Origin of the sequence: Bartonella sp. HY038, assembly GCF_014117425.1 — a bacterium.
Taxonomy (GTDB): domain Bacteria; phylum Pseudomonadota; class Alphaproteobacteria; order Rhizobiales; family Rhizobiaceae; genus HY038.
In genome coordinates this window covers 2375108-2393637 of record NZ_CP059725.1, presented here as the reverse complement: position 1 = coordinate 2393637, position 18530 = coordinate 2375108, and the positions used below count along the sequence as shown (strand labels likewise).

17 protein-coding genes and 1 riboswitch are annotated in these 18530 nt (G+C 41.3%); of the genes, 10 read left to right on the top strand and 7 right to left on the bottom strand.

Translation table 11 applies throughout. From position 1 onward, the window contains the following. Positions 1 to 367: 367 nt before the first annotated feature. From H3299_RS10410 to H3299_RS10390, 5 genes are all read left to right on the top strand, one after another. On the top strand, positions 368 to 2476 hold the full coding sequence (locus H3299_RS10410) for a TonB-dependent receptor (protein WP_182417597.1): 2109 nt from the start codon (positions 368 to 370) through the stop codon (positions 2474 to 2476). Then, positions 2476 to 3678: an MFS transporter gene (locus tag H3299_RS10405; RefSeq protein WP_182417596.1), complete on the top strand. Its 1203-nt coding sequence runs from the start codon at positions 2476 to 2478 to the stop codon at positions 3676 to 3678. Before H3299_RS10410 ends, H3299_RS10405 begins: the two co-directional genes overlap by 1 nt. After that, positions 3659 to 4336, top strand: coding sequence for a class I SAM-dependent methyltransferase (locus H3299_RS10400; RefSeq protein ID WP_182417595.1), 678 nt, complete (start codon positions 3659 to 3661; stop codon positions 4334 to 4336). Before H3299_RS10405 ends, H3299_RS10400 begins: the two co-directional genes overlap by 20 nt. A 110-nt stretch (positions 4337 to 4446) precedes the next feature. Then, a complete protein-coding gene (locus tag H3299_RS10395) occupies positions 4447 to 4989 on the top strand; it encodes a TetR/AcrR family transcriptional regulator (RefSeq protein WP_182417594.1) in 543 nt (180 codons plus the stop codon). A gap of 44 nt (positions 4990 to 5033) precedes the next feature. Then, positions 5034 to 5324, top strand: coding sequence for a hypothetical protein (locus tag H3299_RS10390; RefSeq protein WP_182417593.1), 291 nt, complete (start codon positions 5034 to 5036; stop codon positions 5322 to 5324). An 85-nt stretch (positions 5325 to 5409) separates the two neighbouring features. Here the strand turns inward: H3299_RS10390 and gcvP are convergent, their stop codons facing one another. Genes gcvP through gcvT form a run of 3 tightly spaced genes read right to left on the bottom strand, consistent with a single transcriptional unit; the run spans position 5410 to position 9694 of the window. After that, positions 5410 to 8205 (bottom strand): aminomethyl-transferring glycine dehydrogenase, encoded by a 2796-nt coding sequence (gene gcvP / locus H3299_RS10385; RefSeq protein ID WP_182417592.1) that lies wholly within the window; start codon positions 8203 to 8205, stop codon positions 5410 to 5412. A 9-nt stretch (positions 8206 to 8214) separates the two neighbouring features. Continuing rightward, positions 8215 to 8583, bottom strand: coding sequence for a glycine cleavage system protein GcvH (gene gcvH / locus H3299_RS10380; protein WP_182417591.1), 369 nt, complete (start codon positions 8581 to 8583; stop codon positions 8215 to 8217). Positions 8584 to 8587: 4 nt separating this feature from the next. Then, positions 8588 to 9694 carry a glycine cleavage system aminomethyltransferase GcvT gene (gcvT, locus tag H3299_RS10375; RefSeq protein WP_182417590.1) on the bottom strand — a complete coding sequence of 369 codons (1107 nt, stop codon included), beginning with the start codon at positions 9692 to 9694 and terminating at the stop codon, positions 8588 to 8590. Positions 9695 to 9889: 195 nt separating this feature from the next. After that, positions 9890 to 9977, bottom strand: a riboswitch (glycine riboswitch). 301 nt (positions 9978 to 10278) lie between these two features. Here gcvT and H3299_RS10370 point away from each other — a divergent pair. Then, positions 10279 to 10452: a hypothetical protein gene (locus H3299_RS10370; protein ID WP_182417589.1), complete on the top strand. Its 174-nt coding sequence runs from the start codon at positions 10279 to 10281 to the stop codon at positions 10450 to 10452. Positions 10453 to 10506: 54 nt separating this feature from the next. Here the strand turns inward: H3299_RS10370 and H3299_RS10365 are convergent, their stop codons facing one another. Next, on the bottom strand, positions 10507 to 11415 hold the full coding sequence (locus H3299_RS10365; protein WP_182417588.1) for a LysR family transcriptional regulator: 909 nt from the start codon (positions 11413 to 11415) through the stop codon (positions 10507 to 10509). A 155-nt stretch (positions 11416 to 11570) separates the two neighbouring features. On the opposite strand from H3299_RS10365, the gene H3299_RS10360 reads away from it, so the two are divergent. Continuing rightward, a complete protein-coding gene (locus tag H3299_RS10360) occupies positions 11571 to 12860 on the top strand; it encodes an MFS transporter (RefSeq protein WP_182417587.1) in 1290 nt (429 codons plus the stop codon). A gap of 251 nt (positions 12861 to 13111) precedes the next feature. Continuing rightward, positions 13112 to 14227 (top strand): M20 aminoacylase family protein, encoded by a 1116-nt coding sequence (locus H3299_RS10355; protein ID WP_182419740.1) that lies wholly within the window; start codon positions 13112 to 13114, stop codon positions 14225 to 14227. Positions 14228 to 14295: 68 nt separating this feature from the next. On the opposite strand, the gene H3299_RS10350 is transcribed toward H3299_RS10355, so the two are convergent. After that, positions 14296 to 14937, bottom strand: coding sequence for a hypothetical protein (locus H3299_RS10350; protein WP_182417586.1), 642 nt, complete (start codon positions 14935 to 14937; stop codon positions 14296 to 14298). A gap of 214 nt (positions 14938 to 15151) precedes the next feature. Between H3299_RS10350 and H3299_RS10345 the strand changes: the two genes are divergently transcribed. After that, on the top strand, positions 15152 to 15808 hold the full coding sequence (locus H3299_RS10345; RefSeq protein WP_182417585.1) for an IS1595 family transposase: 657 nt from the start codon (positions 15152 to 15154) through the stop codon (positions 15806 to 15808). Positions 15809 to 15850: 42 nt separating this feature from the next. On the opposite strand, the gene H3299_RS10340 is transcribed toward H3299_RS10345, so the two are convergent. Further along, positions 15851 to 16450 (bottom strand): LysE/ArgO family amino acid transporter, encoded by a 600-nt coding sequence (locus tag H3299_RS10340; protein ID WP_182417584.1) that lies wholly within the window; start codon positions 16448 to 16450, stop codon positions 15851 to 15853. Positions 16451 to 16949: 499 nt separating this feature from the next. Continuing rightward, complete coding sequence (gene aroB / locus H3299_RS10335; protein WP_182417583.1) at positions 16950 to 18062, bottom strand: 3-dehydroquinate synthase; 1113 nt, start codon at positions 18060 to 18062, stop codon at positions 16950 to 16952. Between the two features lie 240 nt (positions 18063 to 18302). Between aroB and H3299_RS10330 the strand changes: the two genes are divergently transcribed. Then, positions 18303 to 18527, top strand: a complete 225-nt coding sequence (locus tag H3299_RS10330) for a hypothetical protein (protein WP_182417582.1) — start codon at positions 18303 to 18305, stop codon at positions 18525 to 18527. Positions 18528 to 18530: the final 3 nt, after the last annotated feature.

Sequence of the window (18530 nt, the reverse complement as noted above, 5' to 3'; positions counted from 1 at the left end):
TGCTGATAATCCGATAGGTAAAAGCTATTTTGAAAAGCCCTGATTAAAATTTACGCCTAATTAAAGTTCTTTCTCATAATATTTAAATGGCTGTTATGTTTAGTCATATTTGCCATGCTTATAGCTATTTGCACATCTCTTTATGTCTTTTGCATTGGTAAGAAATATGCGGCTTGGTTTGAGGATTTAAAACGCCACATCACATAGGCAATCTATAAAAATAATTATACTTGACCAATTGCATCATGTTATATAGTTATTTGGTAGGCTACCAACCAAGGGATCAGGTGCAATGTTATTTCTTAAATTTTGTGGCAGTAATTTGATGAGGTCATCAATACGAAATAGCCTAATAGTAGCTAGTGTTTTGGCCAGCACCTTATCTGGATTGGCGCAAGAAAGTGCGCAAAATCAAAATGAAAGCGAACTTGAAACAATCACCATATCAGCAGATAGTGCAGAAGGTCCAGATTTTACCCAACCGCTTGCACGCACCATTATTAATCATCAAGAATTACAACAAGCGCAGATATCCGATACCAAATCGCTAGTTCCGCATATCCCAAATTTAAATTTTTCTGATTTTGGGCTTTCCTTTGCCAATACCATCAATATGCGCGGTGTTGGTTCCTCATCAGCCTTGATTGCACCATCGGTGAAATATTATGTCGATGGCGTTCCGCTGCCGGCTCGTATGTTTGATATGCCCTTTGGCTATATTGAAAAAATTGAGGTGTTGCGTGGCCCGCAAGGCAATAATGGCGGGCTTAATGCGCAAGCCGGTGCTATTAATATAACCACCAAGGATCCATCACGTCATCTGGTTCGATCATGGGGCGCAACTATAGGCTCTTACGGGCAAAAGCAAACGGAGTTATCGGTTGAGGGCAGTATTAATCAGCAAATAAGAGGTCTATTTGCAGCAAAAATCTATGATTATGATGGTGATATACGCAATATTTCTTGGTCGGCTCCCAATGTTGTTTCATCAAATGAAAGAAATTTGCGGTCACGTTTTTATGGCACTTTGAATGGCAAGCTTATTTTTGAGACTGAAAATGCCGGCATTTTGATCATAAGTGCCGCTTGGCAAAAAGATCGCCAAAGACCAACCACCGGCTTATGGTTAGACAATCCGCAATATCCGCGCAATGCATTTAATCCACGCCCAAAACTCGAATCCCAAACAGCTTATATATCGGCGAAATATGAGCAAAATCTTGGCTCAGCCGATCTTACGACAATCAGCAATCTATATTATTACGATACCAAAATGAAAGCCGATATCATTGATGGTTTTATTGGCAATGCCCAAACCAATTTACCAGGTTTTTTGTTTCAAGCACCCGATGTTAATGTAAGGCGAATTAATGAAGATAATTTACAAGCTAGCCATGAAATGCGTTTACATGGGCTAACCGTTAATAATATTGAATGGCAAGTTGGCACAATGGCGCTTTGGTCTCGCTTTCAATCAACCACGGATATAGTTAGTCAATCCTTGCCCAATGGTGGCTATAAAGGAATTACCAATACAACCCATCTAGCAGTTTTTGGCGAAACGAAAATAGAAATATTTGAACGCTTAAACTGGATAATGGGTTTACGTCTTACCAATGAAATCAAAGATTTTGATGGTCGTTTTATCGGGCATAAAGCTGCAAGGTCAGAATTTTATGATCACAGCAAAGAAAATGATACGTTTTTAACCGGCCGCACTGGGCTAACATTTAACATTAGTGACAATGCGATAATCTATTCATCGCTAGCAAGAGGGGAAAAAACGGGCGGCTATTTGTTTTACAATCAATTTGCCGCTTTTGGTGTTCCACTTTCTCCCTATAAAAATTCAACAACATGGACGTATGAAGCAGGTATTAAAGCAAAAAATATTGCGGGATTTTTTGATATTTCCACTGCAGCTTTTTATAATGACATTAAAGATGAACAATTCTTTACATTTAACCCGTTTTTTGATCGTGTTTTTGTCGAAAATGCCAATACGCATAGCTATGGCGGCGAACTGGAATCCGTTATACATCCAATCGATAATTTAAAATTTGGCTTAAATCTTGCGCTATTGCAAACAAAAATCACCAGTGGTCATAGCCTTATTCGCGGTAATGAAGTGCCTTATTCTCCTAAACTTAGCACGCTTATTTATGGTGAATATAAAAGGGACTTTAACCTTTGGGCGCAAGGTGAGGCATTTGCCCGATTGGAATATAGCTATACAGGCAAACGTATGATTGATCCTGCTAATAGCCGCCAATTAGATGCTTATGGCCTAATTAATCTTCATCTTGGCTGGCAAAATGAAACATGGGAAATATTTGGTGATATCGAAAATATTTTCAACAAAACTTATGTAAGTTCAGCCTATCAGGCTGGCCAAAATAGAATGGCACAACCGGTTTTCGCTGGCATTCCCGGTATTGGTCGCAGTTTCTCTGTTGGGATGAAAGTGAAGTTTTAATGGAGGAAGAACAAAAATTTATTAGCAAGGCGGCTGCACTTTTATTTTTACTTATGTGCAATGCGGCAATTCAAGTATTCTTTTTGCTGGCGCTGCCTTCACTAGGGCGCGATATGGGGTTATTACCTATACAAACAGGGGCAATTTTGGGTATAACAGCATTATTAGCCGTCATCACTGCTCCGATATGGGGCTTCTTCAGTGATCGTTTTGGTCGCGAAAGAGTTTTACTCATCGGCTTTTTAGCGGCCGCTTGTGGTACAATTATTATCATGATGATCATGGCTTCGGCTTTAATGAATAAGTGGCCTATATCACTGCTTTTTAGCGCACTTTTAAGTGTACGGCTTGTGCAATCCTTGTTGTCCGGCGGCATTTTACCTGCTGCCCAAGCCTGGATGGTTGATAATTCCTCGGTTGCTATGCGGGCGCAAGCAATGGGCCTATTAGGGGCAGCCTTTGGTTCTGGGGCAATTATTGGTGCTTTTTGTCTCTTTATATTGGGGAGCAAAGCGCCCCTATTGGGGTTGCTTTTCTTAAGCTTTTTGCTTTGTCTTGGTATTATATATTTTTGGCTAAAAATGTCATCCCTTGGCAGAGGTAATCATATCGGTGTTGCTAAGGCAGCTATTAATCTTCAAAAAGCCAATCCAGCATTTTTAATTACATTTTTTTGCATCACCATTTTTGGTTTTATGCAGCATATTACGGCTTTGCGGTTTGAAGACAGCTTTGCGATGATGCGTGGTGATGCGCTTAGCCTTGCGGGTGCAACTATGACAGGTGCCTCTTTACTAATGATCTTTAGCCAAACATTGGGGGTTAAGCTTTTAAAGGGTAGGGCATTTCATTTGCTTGTTATCGGCGCGTTGCTTTTATGCTTTGCTATGGTAGGGGTGACAATTGCTCACCAAGCCTATCAACTTATTATTGCCTTACAATTTATGGGTATTGCACTTGGCTTGATATTGCCCGGCAATCTTGCCTTTTTAAGCCTTATAACAAATCTTGGTGCGCAAGGTAAAGTAGCTGGGCTTAATAGTGCAGCGCAAGGTTTAGGCATGGCACTTGGGCCTTTTGGCGGGGCAGTGCTTTATCAACTCTGCGCTATCGCGCCAAACATCCTTGCGCTTACTTTTGCCTTTTTTGTTTTCATTGTGATTAAAATATGGGGGCTTTATAATGGCGGCTTTTCCAGATAGTGCGGCACTTGATTATGATCACCGTATTCAAACTCTCATTCCTGGCTATAGTCTTGCATTATCGCTTATGGGGCTAAAATACTTGCAGATTGCCAAGTCTGCGCAAAATAGTGATAAGCAGATGCGTATTTTAATTGTCGGTTGCGGCACAGGAAGTGAAATCTTGGCGATAGCTCCATTGCTGCCAAACGCTCATTTTTATGGGGTAGATCCATCTAAGGGTATGATTGATATGGCGCAAAAACGGATAAAAGGTGCCAACCTTGCCCACCGTGTTACTTTAATCCATGGCTTGATTGATGATTGCGAGGAATGCAATTTTGATGCCATAAGTCTTTCTTTGGTATTGCATTTTATAGCACAAGCCGAGAAAAAAACATTTTTGCAAAAACTATCAAACAAATTAGTCGCAGGGGGCTATTTTATGATGTTTGACGCAAGGCTTGATGATAATGATGATCTGTTAGCAATGTGGCTGGCTTGCCATCATGATAAAAATGCAGTCAATAGCATTATGGAGCGGATCCAAACCAAATGGGTACGCCTTTCGCAAGGGGACATGGAAGATTTATTCCATGAAACGGCTTTCACTAAGCAGTCGGTGTTTTTTCAAGCCTGTTGTTTCCATCTATCTCTTGCTTTTAAGGCAATATCATAAAATAGGGGGAATTCATTGCGCTAGTTTGTTTTAGTTTTTAGCAAATGGTTGACGAGGATTTAATCTCGTTTATTTTAATAAAACTTATGAATGCGGATAGAAAGAGCATAATGCCAAAGCTTAAAACACCAGAAAACGACCTAAAGCAAAAAATTCTTGATATTGCTTTGGATATTGTTGAAAGCGAAGGCGTAAGGCAATTAACCCAACCTTATATTGTCAAAAAGGCTGGTCTGCGCCAATCTCACTTAACTTACTACTTTCCCAAAAAATCGGATCTTTTTCTTGCGCTTCTCGATGCATCCCATCAACGGCAAGAGCAAAACTCTGATGATGGGAATAAGAACATCATTGCAATTTTAAGCAGTTTTTTCTTCAATCGTGAGCGGATGCGTTTTTTTCTAACGATTTTGCTTGAAATTAATTATGAACCGCATCTTCGCATTGCAATGAAACAGCATATGGAAAGCCTTTATGGTTTAATTGCTAACCATGTGATTGGCGATTATCGTGATGAAGATATTGCAAGCTTTGTTGATGAGTTGCGGGGGATTGGGTTGCGTGTTCTCGTTGATGATGAATTACAGCATGGTTGTGAAGAATGCATTGTGAAATTGGCAAAGACGCATAATCTTGAATTGCAACGAACATGATTTTTTTTATTATCAGATTGTAACTGCTTATAAGGTGTTAAACTTTGGAAATTAAAACGCACCAAGATTTTTGTAAAAAATTATATGAATTAGGCGATGAGTTTGTTTTGGCTAAAGAGCAATTAGCCGAAAAGTTAAAAACCAATGCATGGGTTGATGAGGCAAATGGTTGGGTTAATTTTGATGTGCAAAGCTTTTTGCATGCGATAGCGCGCTATATTGAAGATATGGCTCAATTGACGGAAGAAAATGCGGTTTTTCCACAAAATGTCATTAAAAATATTGATTGGCAAAGATTTTATCAGTTTATTGTTGCCGGAAAAGGTTACGAGTAGCAGATAGCAGTGGCTTAACCATGAGCCATTAAAGCTAACGCAGGTTTCGATAAAAAGGCTGGTTGTTACACCAGCCTTTTAAATTTTAGCTATAATTGCTGAGCGGTGGGCAAGAGCAAATGAGATTGCGGTCACCTGCCACATTATCAATGCGTGAAACCGGAGGCCAATATTTTTGGGTTGGATCGCGGTTTTCATCAGGGAAAGCAGCAATTTTGCGGCTATAGGCATGCGCCCAATTATCGTCCAATGTTTCAGCTAAGGCATGCGGCGCATTGAAGAGTGGATTATCATCCTTTGGCCAAATGCCTTCACCAACCTTTTTCGCTTCACCTGCAATGGCAATCAATGCATCACAAAGACGATCAATTTCGCCCTTTGGTTCAGACTCGGTTGGTTCAATCATCAATGTGCCAGCAACGGGAAATGACATGGTTGGCGCATGGAAGCCATAATCAATCAACCGCTTGGCAACATCATCAACGGTGATGCCATATTGATCTTTTAATACCCGTGTATCAACAATACATTCATGGGCAACACGACCCTTTTTACCCTTATAAAGGATAGGATAGGCGCTGCTTACCCGTGTTGCGATGTAATTGGCGTTTAAAATGGCAACCTTGGTTGCATCACGCAAACCATCGGGCCCCATCATGCGAATATACATCCAAGTAATCACCAAAATTGACGCACTGCCAAAAGGTGCACTAGACACCGCATAATCACTGGAAAATTCTTCATGACCGGGTAAAAATGGCTTCAAGTGACTTGCGACTCCAATGGGGCCAACACCTGGGCCACCGCCGCCATGAGGAATTGCAAAGGTTTTATGCAAATTCATATGGCAAACATCGGCGCCAACATCCGCTGGGCGAGCAAGCCCAACCAATGCATTAAGATTTGCCCCATCAAAATAAACCTGCCCACCATTTTTATGAATAATGTCGCAAATTTCGACAATACCTTCTTCATAAACGCCATGGGTTGATGGATAGGTAATCATCAAGGCACCAAGCTTTTCGCTATATTGCTCTGCCTTGAAGCGCAGATCATCAATATCGACGTCACCATCATTGAGGCACTTGACCACAACCACATCCATGCCTGCCATATGGGCAGAGGCTGGGTTGGTACCATGGGCCGATGCTGGAATGAGGCAGATGTTGCGATTATGATCGCCGCGCGATTCATGATAACGGCGAATGGCTAAAAGACCAGCATATTCGCCTTGCGCACCGGAATTTGGTTGGACGGATACACCGGGGAAGCCGGTAATTGCGCTTAAATAATCTTCAAGCTGCGTAATCATTTGGCGATAGCCAACCGTATCACTTTGCGGTGCGAAAGGATGAATATTGGCAACTTTTGGCCAACTTACTGGTAACATTTCTGCTGCCGCATTAAGCTTCATGGTACAAGAGCCAAGTGGAATCATTGCGCGGTCAAGGGCAAGATCCTTATCGGCCAAGCGGCGTAAATAACGCATCATGTCTGTTTCTGATTTTACACCATGAAAGGCTGGTTGCGTCATGAAAGGACCGGACCGCTTTGCTTCCGGCAATTGACTTTCAATGACTTCATCAACCTTGGCACCAAATAATTGGCAAAGGGCGTAAAGATCATCGTCGGTTGACACTTCATCAAAATTAATCGACAAATGATCGCCATCAATAATGCGCAGTAAATAGCCTTTTTCGCGAGCGGCAAAGGCGATTTCTTCCGCTTCACCTTTGACTTTTATGGTGACGCAATCAAAGAAATATTCGCCTAAAGTTTCAATATTAACGCCGTTAAGCGCCGCTTTAAAGCGGGTTGTAAGCTCATGAATACGCTTAGCAATGGCTTGTAAACCCTTAGGGCCATGCCAAATGGCGTAAGATGCTGCCATATTGGCAAGCAATGCTTGTGCCGTACAAATATTAGATGTGGCTTTGTCACGGCGAATATGCTGCTCGCGTGTTTGCAAAGCAAGACGGAAGCCAACACGCCCCTTGGTATCAATTGATTGACCAACAATACGCCCAGGGATAATACGGGTTAAGTCACTCGCTACAGCAAGATAACCAGCATGTGGGCCGCCAAAGCCCATAGGAACGCCAAAACGCTGCATGGAGCCAACGGCAATATCTGCACCCCAACTTGCAGGGGAAGCAAGTAGCGTAAGGGCAAGTGGGTCAGCAACGGTGATAACACGTGCGCCTGCTGCCTTTGCTTGGCGAATAACAACGGAATAATCGTTGAAAACGCCATAGGTATCAGGCCAAGGCACAATAATTGCTGCGGTTTTTTCATCAATTGTGCCGTTTTCTTCAACGCTATAGCCTTGAGTGATAGCGCGTGTCTTGGCAACATCAAGGGTTTGCGGATGTAAATCACCACAAACAACAATTTTTTCGCGATTATCTTTAAATGAACGGATAGCAAGAGCGTTTGCTTCGGCTAGTGCGGTTGCTTCATCAAGCAATGATGCAGCAGCAATCGGTAAGCCAGTTAATTCGGCTACCAAGGTTTGAAAGTTGAATAAAAGTTCAAGGCGACCTTGGCTAATTTCAGCCTGATATGGTGTATAGGCAGTATACCATGCCGGATTTTCAAATAAATTTCGCAAGATAACAGGTGGCACAAATGTGCCGTGATAACCTTGACCAATAAAGCTTTTATGCAAGGCATTTTGTTCCATAATGCCTTGCAATTCATTTAATGCTTCCGCTTCGCTTGCTGCCTTGGGCAAATCCAGCAAACCTTTTAGACGGATAGAGGCCGGCACTGCCTCCTCGACCAACTGGTCCAAACTATCAAGACCAAGTACATCAAGCATAGTGCTGACATCATTGGCGTCTGGCCCTATATGGCGATCTTTAAATAAATGTTCACTCATACATCACCTCTAGCCGACCAATGCGTCATAGGCAGCTTTATCAAGCAGGCTATCAAGTTGGCTTTTATCACTGAGTTTCATGCGCCATAACCAGCCTGCATCTTCAGCACTTTGATTGACAAGCGATGGATCACTGGAAAGAGCTTCATTGATTTCAATCACTTCTCCATCAACCGGCGCATAAACGTCTGATGCAGCTTTAACTGATTCAACCACAACAATCGCATCGCCTTTCGTGATGGTTTTTCCAGCATCTGGCAATTCAACAAAAACAAGATCACCCAATTGCTCTTGTGCATGGATGGTAATGCCCACAGTAGCGATATCGCCTTCTACGCTCATCCATTCGTGATCTTCGGTATAATAAAGTGTAGACATTGATTTATCCTTTAAAGTAATTTTGCGGAACAAAGGGAAGGGCATGAACGAGGACAGGGATTTTTTTACCCCGAACATCGGTATAAATTTCTGTGCCAATAGTGGCAAACTGCGTTGGTACATAACCCATTGCAACGGGGGCATCAAAAGATGGGCCAAAGCCACCAGAAGTCACAATGCCAATTTTTGTCCCATCTTGGTCAAAAAGTTCGGCGCCAGCGCGTACTGGTTGGCGGCTTTGTGGTGCAAGGCCAACGCGTTTTTTGGCAGGACCTTGGGCAAGAAGCTCAAGAAATGCCTTAGCACCGATAAAATCGGCCTTTTCGCGCACAGCTTTGGTAACCGCCCAAGTGATACCGGCCTCAATTGGATTTAGCTCAGGGGTAATATCTTGTCCATGCAAGCAAAGACCGGCCTCAAGGCGTAAACTATCGCGTGCTGCAAGGCCAATCCACTCAACGCGTGGATCATTAATCAGTTTTTCAGCAATAGCCTTTGCGTCGTCAAGCGGTATAGCAAGTTCAAAACCATCTTCACCCGTATAACCAGAGCGGGTAATGAACCAATTATTATCGGTTAACAAACCATGCATGAAAGTAAGATCTGTACCAGGCAAGCCCAAATCATTCATAACATTAACTGCTTGCGGTCCCTGCAATGCTAAGAATACGCGATCAAGCGGCGTAATTGCGCAATTAAAACCACTTTGACGTTTTTGCAATTCTGCAATATCTGCATCGGCGTTACCAGCATTGGCAACCACCATAAAGCGCGTGTCACCAATGCGCGTGATGATAAGATCATCAAGAATGCCAGCCTTATCATTTAAAAGATAATTATAGCGCGACTGGCCAAGCTTAAGCGCGCCTGCATCAAGTGGTACTGCTTGATTTAAAAAACTGGCGGCGTCCGGGCCTTCAACCAAGATAAGCTTCATATGTGAAATATCAAAAAGCCCAACTGCTGATCGCGTATGCAAATGTTCTTTCATCACCCCAAGCGGATAGGTAATTGGCATATGCCAACCGGCAAAGCCACCAAATTTTGCACCTGCTGCTTCATGCATGGCTTTAAGGGGTAATTCTTTTAGATTGCTATCGATGTCACCCATAATCTCTCCCATAAAAGGCTAGCATTTGGGAAAGAGATTTTATCTTCTTGCCCGCATACCAAAACACAATATCCGCGCTATCTTCATGATAGGCAGATTACTATTGTGCCCTTCTGTCGAAAGCCTGAGAGACTCGTGGAAGAATCCACTTACACCTTCGGCGCGGGGCTTCCCCCGACTTTCCAGAGTTGCTTTATCTTAGCTGCGGTCCTTTTGCCTGAGAGATTACGGGCGGTTTTCCCCTTCGGCGATTTATTGAAAAATTCTCTCCCGCAGCAAGATGGAAAAATGCTTTTTCCTGCTTAACGATGAGGATGGCATATCTTTTAAAACATTTCTAGAGGCTAATTGTGTAAATAAGACAGATTGCCCCAACTTAATTATAATAATTACAAATTGGTTTAAAAAAATCGAAAGAGGTAAGCTATTCTTTTACAAATAAGCTAATTGATTAAGATGAGGCTTGGTAAAATTGTTGCTATTCAATCAACTTTGCAGACTTTTCTTTGATAATTGATGCTAATTTAACATCTTGTTAGAATGATTTAAAAGGCGTATTATAATTTAATATGATGGAGGTGGCCATGTTACGTGAACTTGCTCAAATAATATTAGATTTTGCTGGGACTGTGGCTAGTTTCTTTTTCCCAAGCGATGCGGTTAATTTTGATTTTATCCGCATGGCAACAGCTTTAATATTAATGATTATTGTTGCACTGATTATTTGGGGATTGCCAACCTTATTGCATCGTAAGTAAATGCAAATTAAAGCTTTAGGGTAATCGTTCTTAATAAGTTATTCTTTGCTATTTTTATAGTTTTATTTGGTATATGGGTTGCAACTTTTTTCTTGAAAAATCAATGAGTTGTTGTAATGCTTCTTTTACTACAGGGATGCGGTATACAAATTCTAAATCATAACTACCTTTAAACATTTTATGCTTTATCAAATTGATGTTTGAAGGGCAATTATAGCGTGATGCACTTGATATAATTGTATAGCCAAGTCCACTTGAAGCAAGACCAAGGCACGAATTAAAATCAGTAGCTGCTTCAACTATATTGGGTTTAAACTTGGCTTTGCGACATTCGGTCAAAGTAAAATCATAAAATTCTGGCGACATCTCGCGTGGAAAAAATAAGCAAGGTTCATTTTCAAGCTGCTTTAAACTGGTTCTTGACATTTGGTTCAAAGGACTGTCTTTGCTGCAAGCAATAAGTAGGTGACAGCGCATAGCTGGTATTGCTGCTTTGGTAGTATCGGCCTTTTGCCGCCAGGCCATAAATCCAGCATCAAGAGTTCCAAGTTGTAACCGTTCTGTTTGGCCAATAGCAAGGGTCGGTTCTAAAATAAGCTTAATTCCCGGGTGTTCTTCCTGAAATTCTTTTATGAGCTCAATAAAAAATGGGTTCCATGTATAGCTGGGTGCACTGCCAATATGGAGGGTTTCTTGTTGATTGCCGATGCGCTTAACATTGGTTGTTGCTTGGTCAAGGGCTTGTAAAACAAAAGTGCAGTCTTTGAGTAATTGCTCGCCTGCTGCAGTTAATTCTATGCCTTTTTGCCGGCGTAAAAAAAGGCTAACGCCGAGAGAATATTCTAATTCGGCAATTTGTCGGCTTAATGCTGGCTGCACAATAAAAAGATGGCGCGCAGCTTCAGAAATGCTGCCATATTGGGCAACCGCCGAAAAATAACGAATTTTTTTCACATCAATCATATAAGAACCAACAAAATATTTTAGAATATGCAATTTCACATTATTCTTTGAAAATCTACCCATACTTTTTTGTTATGACTCTTATCATCAATTAACAGTCTTTAAAATTGAAGATTTTTGATAGTTCTGTCGTAACAATCATTGGAGGTAAAGTTATGGGAGACGTTTCGCAGGCACCTGAAAATAAAGCTGTATCACGAAAAGTCATTACAGCTGCCGTCATGGGCGGTGCATTGGAGTGGTATGATTTTGGTGCTTATGCTTTATTCGCATTTGTAATTTCAAAGCAGTTTTTTCCAGCAGAAAATGAAGTCGTATCACTGCTTTTAACCTTTATTACATTTGCAGTTGGTTTTGTAACACGTCCTTTAGGGGCTATTGTATTAGGTGCTTATTCTGATCGCGTTGGACGTAAGTCAGCTCTTTCATTAACAATGTTGCTAATGGCACTAGGTATGGCAATTATCGCATTTTGTCCAACCTATGCACAAATTGGTATTTTTGCACCGATCATTATTGTGATTGCACGTCTTATTCAGGGGATTTCTGCGGGGGGGGAAATAGGTAGTGCCTTATCTATTCTCGTTGAAACTGCCCCAAAGCATAAAAGAGGTCAATATGCTGCTTGGCAACAAGTTAGCCAAACGGGCGCCTTTTTAGTGGCTGGCCTTGTTGGTTGGAGTATTACATCTCTTTTAGATGCTGATCAGGTAGCTAGTTGGGGTTGGCGTGTGGCTTTTGCATTTGGTATGCTTGTTGCGCCTGTCGGCTTCTATATTAGAAAGCAGATTGATGAGTCTCCAGAATTCTTAGCTCAGAATGCAAAAGGTCCAAAAGAACATGTCCCATTTGCAGTGCTTGCAAAAAACAACGGTAAAGCGCTACTAATTGGTATTGGTATTGTGATTATTTGGACCGTCACAAGTAAAACAGCTAGCTCATTTATGCCAACTTATGCGATTACTAATTTAAAGATGGAGCTATCTTCGCCTTATCTTGGTATGATTGTTGTTGGTATTGTATTGCTATTTTGTCCATTCGTCGGTGCATGGTCTGATCGTATTGGTCGTAAACCTATTATGATTGGAGCGGCTGCTGCTATTTTTGTAAGTGCTTATCCAGCATTTTGGATATTATCAGCCTATCCAACTGTGTGGGTATTGATAGCGCAGCAATTTTTCTATGCAGTTTTAATGGTGTTTTATACAGCGCCAGCGTCTGCTGCACTTTCAGAATTATACCCAACAGCGTTTAGATCATCAGGAATTTCTTTATCCTATAATATTGCGGTTACTATTTTTGGTGGATTTTCGCCAGTTATTTCTACCGCACTTATCGGCTTTACTGGTGATAACCGCGCCATTGCTTATTATATTATGTTTGCAGCATTGGTGAGCATCATAGCACTTTGTGCCGCCAATTTCTCAAAACCTTCTAAGGCTTAAGGTATAAATATTAGGGGGCAATAAAGTTCCCCCTAATGACTTTTCATAAAAGCAATAAGATCTTTAGTTAGATTTTTTATCATAAATATAAGTTTACCTATAAAATTAATTACATTAACAGTGAGATAATTTTGGTTATTTTATTGCCATCAATTTGATAGGCTGTAGCTGAAATTATGAGATAAGTGGAGAATAAATTGGCGTCGCATGTAGATAATATTCGCCAACATATCAGCAATTTTTTGCCTGAAATGATAAAATTGCGTCATCAACTACACCAGCTCCCAGAATTAGGGTTTCATGAAACTCAAACCTCAAAAACTGTTGCTGAAAAGCTAAAATCTTGGGGCTATGATGTTGTCGAAGGTATAGCGGGTACAGGAATTGTTGCAACTCTGCAGCAAGGGACAGGTAAAAAAATATTGGCAATTAGAGCTGATATGGATGCTTTACCCATTGTTGAAAATACAGACCTTGCTTATGCTAGTAAGAATGACGGTGTTATGCATGCTTGCGGTCATGATGGACACACGACGACACTTCTTACAGCCGCACGCTGTATTTCGGAGCGAAAAGATTTTTCGGGCACTGTTCGGTTGATATTTCAACCTGCCGAAGAAGGTTTGGGCGGCGCTAAAAAAATGATTGAGGAGGGGCTATTTACCAAATTTCCTTGTGATGCTGTTTTTGGCTATCATAATGTTCCTGGTATAGCGTTGGGGCAATTTTGCTTTATTCCCGCAATAGCAACAGCGGGCTCAGATCGCGTGCGAATTACCATACATGGTCGTAGTGGGCATGGTGCGCAACCGCAAAAAGCCATTGACCCAATTTTAATTGGTAGCGCCATTGTTTCTGGCCTCCAATCGATTATTTCTCGTAATATTGCTCCCAATGATGCCGCAGTTATTACGGTTGGTAGCTTTATTGCAGGTGATGCTTTTAATATTATTCCAGAAACTGCAGAATTGCGGTTAACGGTTCGTAGTTACGATGCCAATATTCGCGCCTTGCTTGAAACGCGGATAAAAGAACTGGTGCAAGGTTATGGGGCAGCTTACGGAGCAACTATTGATGTTGAATATCGCGCAGTTACGCCTTCGGTTTATAATGATGAAAAATTAACACAACTTGCGCAAAGGGTTGCCGTTAAAAATTTTGGTCCAGAGAAGCTTTTCCGACAAAATGAGCCATTTTCATTTAGTGAAGATTTTGCTTATATGTTGGAGCAATGTCCCGGCTGCTATCTCTTTATTGGCAATGGGAATTCCGCTAATTTACATAATGATCACTATAACTTCAATGATGAAATAATTGAAGTTGGTGCAAGCTTTTGGGTGCATTTGGTTGAGGAATTTTTGCAGTAAATAGATTATTTAGTCTGTATAATTTAGAGTATAGTCAAAGCTATACGAGCCTTTGAATGTGCTCTAAATTAGTCATTATTGCTTGGTTGTTCTAGGCGTGTATCATATAGAAAAATACCATCTTGGCTTTGTCCGCACATCCAACCACCGCGTGCGAGGCGATAGGGGGCTTCGGTTATATCAATACCACTTTCGTTTGCTTGTAATGGTTGGCATATCCAATGACCAATGGAGTAATGACAACCTGCAGCCATATAAAGAGGTTCACTTAAAAAACTATGGGCTAGCCAGCCAAATTCACCGCTAGATTGTAATACTCGATGATAAGTTTCATCGGTTATGTTATCAAAAGGATCATAGGCATTTTTAAATGCTACGGAAATTTCGACATCACTCCCTCTTATAATCTCAATCGGTTGATCGGGAGAACTTACATCAAAGCCAAGCTTCTGGCCAAGACTTAGCTGTGTGCGCAAAAAGTTTGAGGCTTCCTGCTCGCTTATTTTATGTAGAGGTTCATTCCACCACGATAAAAAGCGTTTAAATATTGCGTCGCCACGCGGCAAAAGCAACATCATTTCTTCAATGGCAGCATGGGGCAATTGATCAGTAAATGCAAATTCGGTAAAAAAGTTGATGCGATTATCAGAACTTACTTTATCAGGAATTGGCAGGGCTTCATCCTCTGGTTCAGGATTGGTGCGACCCATTGTTTCATGCCAACAATGTTGCCAATATGTCTGTATTGTTTCAGGTGTTTATCCCAATGGGGGTATGTACTCGACTTGCCGCATTTTTTTAACTGGTTGAATATTTTTATTTGCAAAAAATTTTTTAAACCAACTCATATTTTTTCCGCTATCTCATCGATTTAAAAATATTTTTGGGGCTGACACCTGACTTTATATAAGTTAGGGTCTCTTTATGTATGTAAAGCATTGTAAACTAACAAGAAATAAGCAGTTAGAGCTTATGAAATACTTCATTGCGGGTTCAACTGCTAGAACAGCTGCTGATTTGGCTGGTATTCATCGCAATACAGCTGTACGCTTTTTTCATAAATTGCGATGTTCAATTGCCGTAAAACAACAGGAACGTGCGGAACAATTTGCGGGTGAAATCGAATTAGATGAAAGTTATTTTGGAGGTCATAGCAAGGGCATGCGCGGTCGAGGAGCCGCAGGTAAAGTTGCTGTCTTTGTTATTCTTAAGCGAGGTGGTCAAGTTTATACACAAATCATCTTGGATGCTAAAACAGATACGCTTATGCCTATAATCCGCCAGAAAATCGTACCTGACAGCATTGTTTATACAGATTGTTGGCGAGGATATAATGCGCTTGATGTTTCAGAATTTAAACATTTCCGCATTAATCATTCAATCTTATTTGCGAATGAAAAGAACCATATTAATGGCATTGAAAATTTTTGGAACCAAGCCAAACGACATATGAGAAAGTTTAACGGAGTTCCAAAAGAGCATTTCAATCTTTTCTTGAAAGAATGTGAATGGCGCTTTAATATCGGTACACCTAAACAGTTGCTAGATGATCTTAAAATCATCCTTAAATCACAATCTTAGGTGTCAGCCCCATATTTTTTTAACGATAGGCAAGCATTTAATTTAAAAAAATAAAAGCTTTATCGCGATAGCCCACATGATAAGCGCAATAATGCTATCAAGTATTTGCCATGAACGAGAATTGTTAAAAATTGGCCTTAAAAAACGAGCGCCAAACCCAAGACAAAAAAAGAATAAAAATGAACCCATCACCGCACCAAGCCCAAATAAATATTGATGAGGGGCAAATTGAGTAGAGACCGTGCCAAGCAAAACCACGGTATCAAGATAAACATGCGGATTAAGCCATGTTAAAGCAAGGCAGGTTAAAACAGCACTTGTAAGGGATATTTTTTGCGTGCTGCCAAGTTCCATATTTCCATTAGCGCGGTAAGCGGCAAGCGCACTTTTGCCGCCATACCACAGCAAAAACAAACCACCACCCCACCGCATTAAAGGTTCAATCCAAGGTTGGCTTTGCAAAACTATATGAAAGCCAGTTACACCAAAGGCAATCAATAAAGCATCGGATAAGGCGCAGGTTAAGCATAAAATAAAAACATGCTCGCGCTTTAGCCCTTGCTTCAAAATAAAGGCATTTTGCGCACCAATCACCACTAAAAAGCTAAGCCCATTTGCAAGGCCATAAAAAAATGCGTCCATCAAATGCCTATAAGGAAAATTTAAGTTATGCCCTAACCTTTTATTTCATTGCCATAAACTTAAAAAATAAGTAAAAACAATAAGTTGCATAATTAAAAGAGGTTATGGTGTCCACGAAGGGATTCGAACCCCCGACCCCAGGATTCATACCACTACGATTTTCATCGCCATAGATGGATCATCTATGTTTGTGGTCTGGACTGTCCCTTCACCATTGGTAAACATTATATTTAACCTTTAGGTGCTGCCCGTCCAGTCTCTACACCTTCCTTCAATAATTGATAGCTTGCGCTAAAATATTGAAAGCTTGGCTCGGGATTGGCATATTGTTGGATAAATCGCAACAATAAAGCTTTCCCCGAATTTGAGCAGATCCGTTGCAGGGTTTCCCAGCTGCAACGCCCAATTTTTAGGAATCCTGTGCTCTATCCTACTGAGCTACGTGGACATTGATGCCTTTCTCTTAACCAATAACGATTAAAGGATCAACTAGCGATTGTTAAATTTTGCTAAGTTTTTCTTGTAAAAAGGCTAAAACCTCAGAAGTTGCGATATTTTTTGCCACAAAAGACTGGCCAAGCCCCCGTGTGAGGATAAATGTTAAGGCACCGCGTTCAACTTTTTTATCTTGTGCGATAAAGCCCATTAAGCTTTCAGCATCTGGCAAGCCGCCTGGCACGTCACCAAGATCTGTCGGCAGGCCAACCTCTTTTAAGTGCGCACGCACGCGTAAAGCCACTTCGGGCGCACAAAGATTTAATTTTGCTGAAAACTCATGGGCAAGCACCATGCCAATCGCCACTCCTTCACCGTGAACAAGGCGGCCACTATCATAATGGGTGGCCGTTTCCAAGGCATGGCCAAATGTATGGCCTAAATTAAGCAAGGCACGCTCGCCCGACTCGCGTTCGTCACGGGCAACAACATCGGCCTTTGATTGGCATGAACGGGCAATTGCACTAACCCGTTCGCTGCCGCCTGCAAATACGCCCTGCCAATTTTTTTCAAGCCATTCAAAAAAATCTGGTTGGTTAATGAGCCCATATTTAGCAACTTCCGCATAGCCGGCACGAAACTCGCGCTTACTTAATGTGTCAAGCGCCTCGGTGTCGGCAAGCACGAGTTCTGGTTGATAAAAGACGCCAACCAAGTTTTTTCCATGTGCTGTGTTAATGCCAGTTTTACCACCGACTGAAGAATCAACCTGCGCCAAAAGCGAAGTTGGCAATTGGATAAAGCCCATACCACGGCGAACGATGCCGGCGGCAAAACCAGTTAAATCACCAACAACGCCGCCGCCAAGCGCTAAAACCATATCACCACGCTCTAATCTTGCATCAAGAAGATCACTTACGACTCTTTCCAAGACAGGAAAGGATTTTGATTTTTCTCCCGCATCAACAATGATTGATGTATTGTCAATGCCAGCCTGCTTTAAGCTTTCTTCTACCGTTTTTAGATGAATTTTTGCCACATTACTATCGGTTACAATGGCTGTTCTTACGCCTTTAAAGCGTGATGCAATCAGTGCACCGCAAGAATTAAGAAGATTAGAGCCGATCAAAATATCGTAGCTACGTTCATCCAAATTAACTCTAACGGTGGTGCTCATCTCTTATCTCCAACAGTCAAATCAAAATTATTCTAACCTTAAAACAATTCGCCTGCTCTGTGAAGCTTCTGATTTTCGTTGAGTTTAATGATATTTGTTAAAATGAGTGACATTGACGATATTTATTCAATAAAATTGCGGCCGTTAGCAAATAAACAACAATTTAAATCAATAATGCGTTTTAGAACCTTTCCCGCAGGAAAGATGCAAATATTCATTCTAGTTCTAATAAAGGTTAGCATGCCAACCATACGCCGCATTTTTTTGATTCTTTTGACAATTGCCGCATTGTTTTGCGGTGCAATTTATGCACTGGCCTATATGGTAAAGCCTAAAACTGCAGAGCTGACGATTACAATACCAAATGACAAGCTAAATTTGCGGGCATGGCCTGTACAACCGGTAGAGCCAGTACGCGATGAGCAAGCATTAGATGCAGATCGCCTTAATGAGCCTTCACAATAAGAA

Coding starts and splice junctions, on each gene's coding strand:
- H3299_RS10405 (WP_182417596.1), top strand. CDS start 2,476: ATGGAGGAAGAACAAAAATTTATTAGCAAGGCGGCTGCACTTTTATTT.
- H3299_RS10400 (WP_182417595.1), top strand. CDS start 3,659: ATGGCGGCTTTTCCAGATAGTGCGGCACTTGATTATGATCACCGTATT.
- H3299_RS10395 (WP_182417594.1), top strand. CDS start 4,447: ATGCCAAAGCTTAAAACACCAGAAAACGACCTAAAGCAAAAAATTCTT.
- gcvP (WP_182417592.1), bottom strand. CDS start 8,205: ATGAGTGAACATTTATTTAAAGATCGCCATATAGGGCCAGACGCCAAT.
- gcvH (WP_182417591.1), bottom strand. CDS start 8,583: ATGTCTACACTTTATTATACCGAAGATCACGAATGGATGAGCGTAGAA.
- gcvT (WP_182417590.1), bottom strand. CDS start 9,694: ATGGGTGACATCGATAGCAATCTAAAAGAATTACCCCTTAAAGCCATG.
- H3299_RS10370 (WP_182417589.1), top strand. CDS start 10,279: ATGTTACGTGAACTTGCTCAAATAATATTAGATTTTGCTGGGACTGTG.
- H3299_RS10365 (WP_182417588.1), bottom strand. CDS start 11,415: ATGATTGATGTGAAAAAAATTCGTTATTTTTCGGCGGTTGCCCAATAT.
- H3299_RS10360 (WP_182417587.1), top strand. CDS start 11,571: ATGGGAGACGTTTCGCAGGCACCTGAAAATAAAGCTGTATCACGAAAA.
- H3299_RS10355 (WP_182419740.1), top strand. CDS start 13,112: ATGATAAAATTGCGTCATCAACTACACCAGCTCCCAGAATTAGGGTTT.
- H3299_RS10350 (WP_182417586.1), bottom strand. CDS start 14,937: ATGGGTCGCACCAATCCTGAACCAGAGGATGAAGCCCTGCCAATTCCT.
- H3299_RS10345 (WP_182417585.1), top strand. CDS start 15,152: ATGTATGTAAAGCATTGTAAACTAACAAGAAATAAGCAGTTAGAGCTT.
- H3299_RS10340 (WP_182417584.1), bottom strand. CDS start 16,450: ATGGACGCATTTTTTTATGGCCTTGCAAATGGGCTTAGCTTTTTAGTG.
- aroB (WP_182417583.1), bottom strand. CDS start 18,062: ATGAGCACCACCGTTAGAGTTAATTTGGATGAACGTAGCTACGATATT.
- H3299_RS10330 (WP_182417582.1), top strand. CDS start 18,303: ATGCCAACCATACGCCGCATTTTTTTGATTCTTTTGACAATTGCCGCA.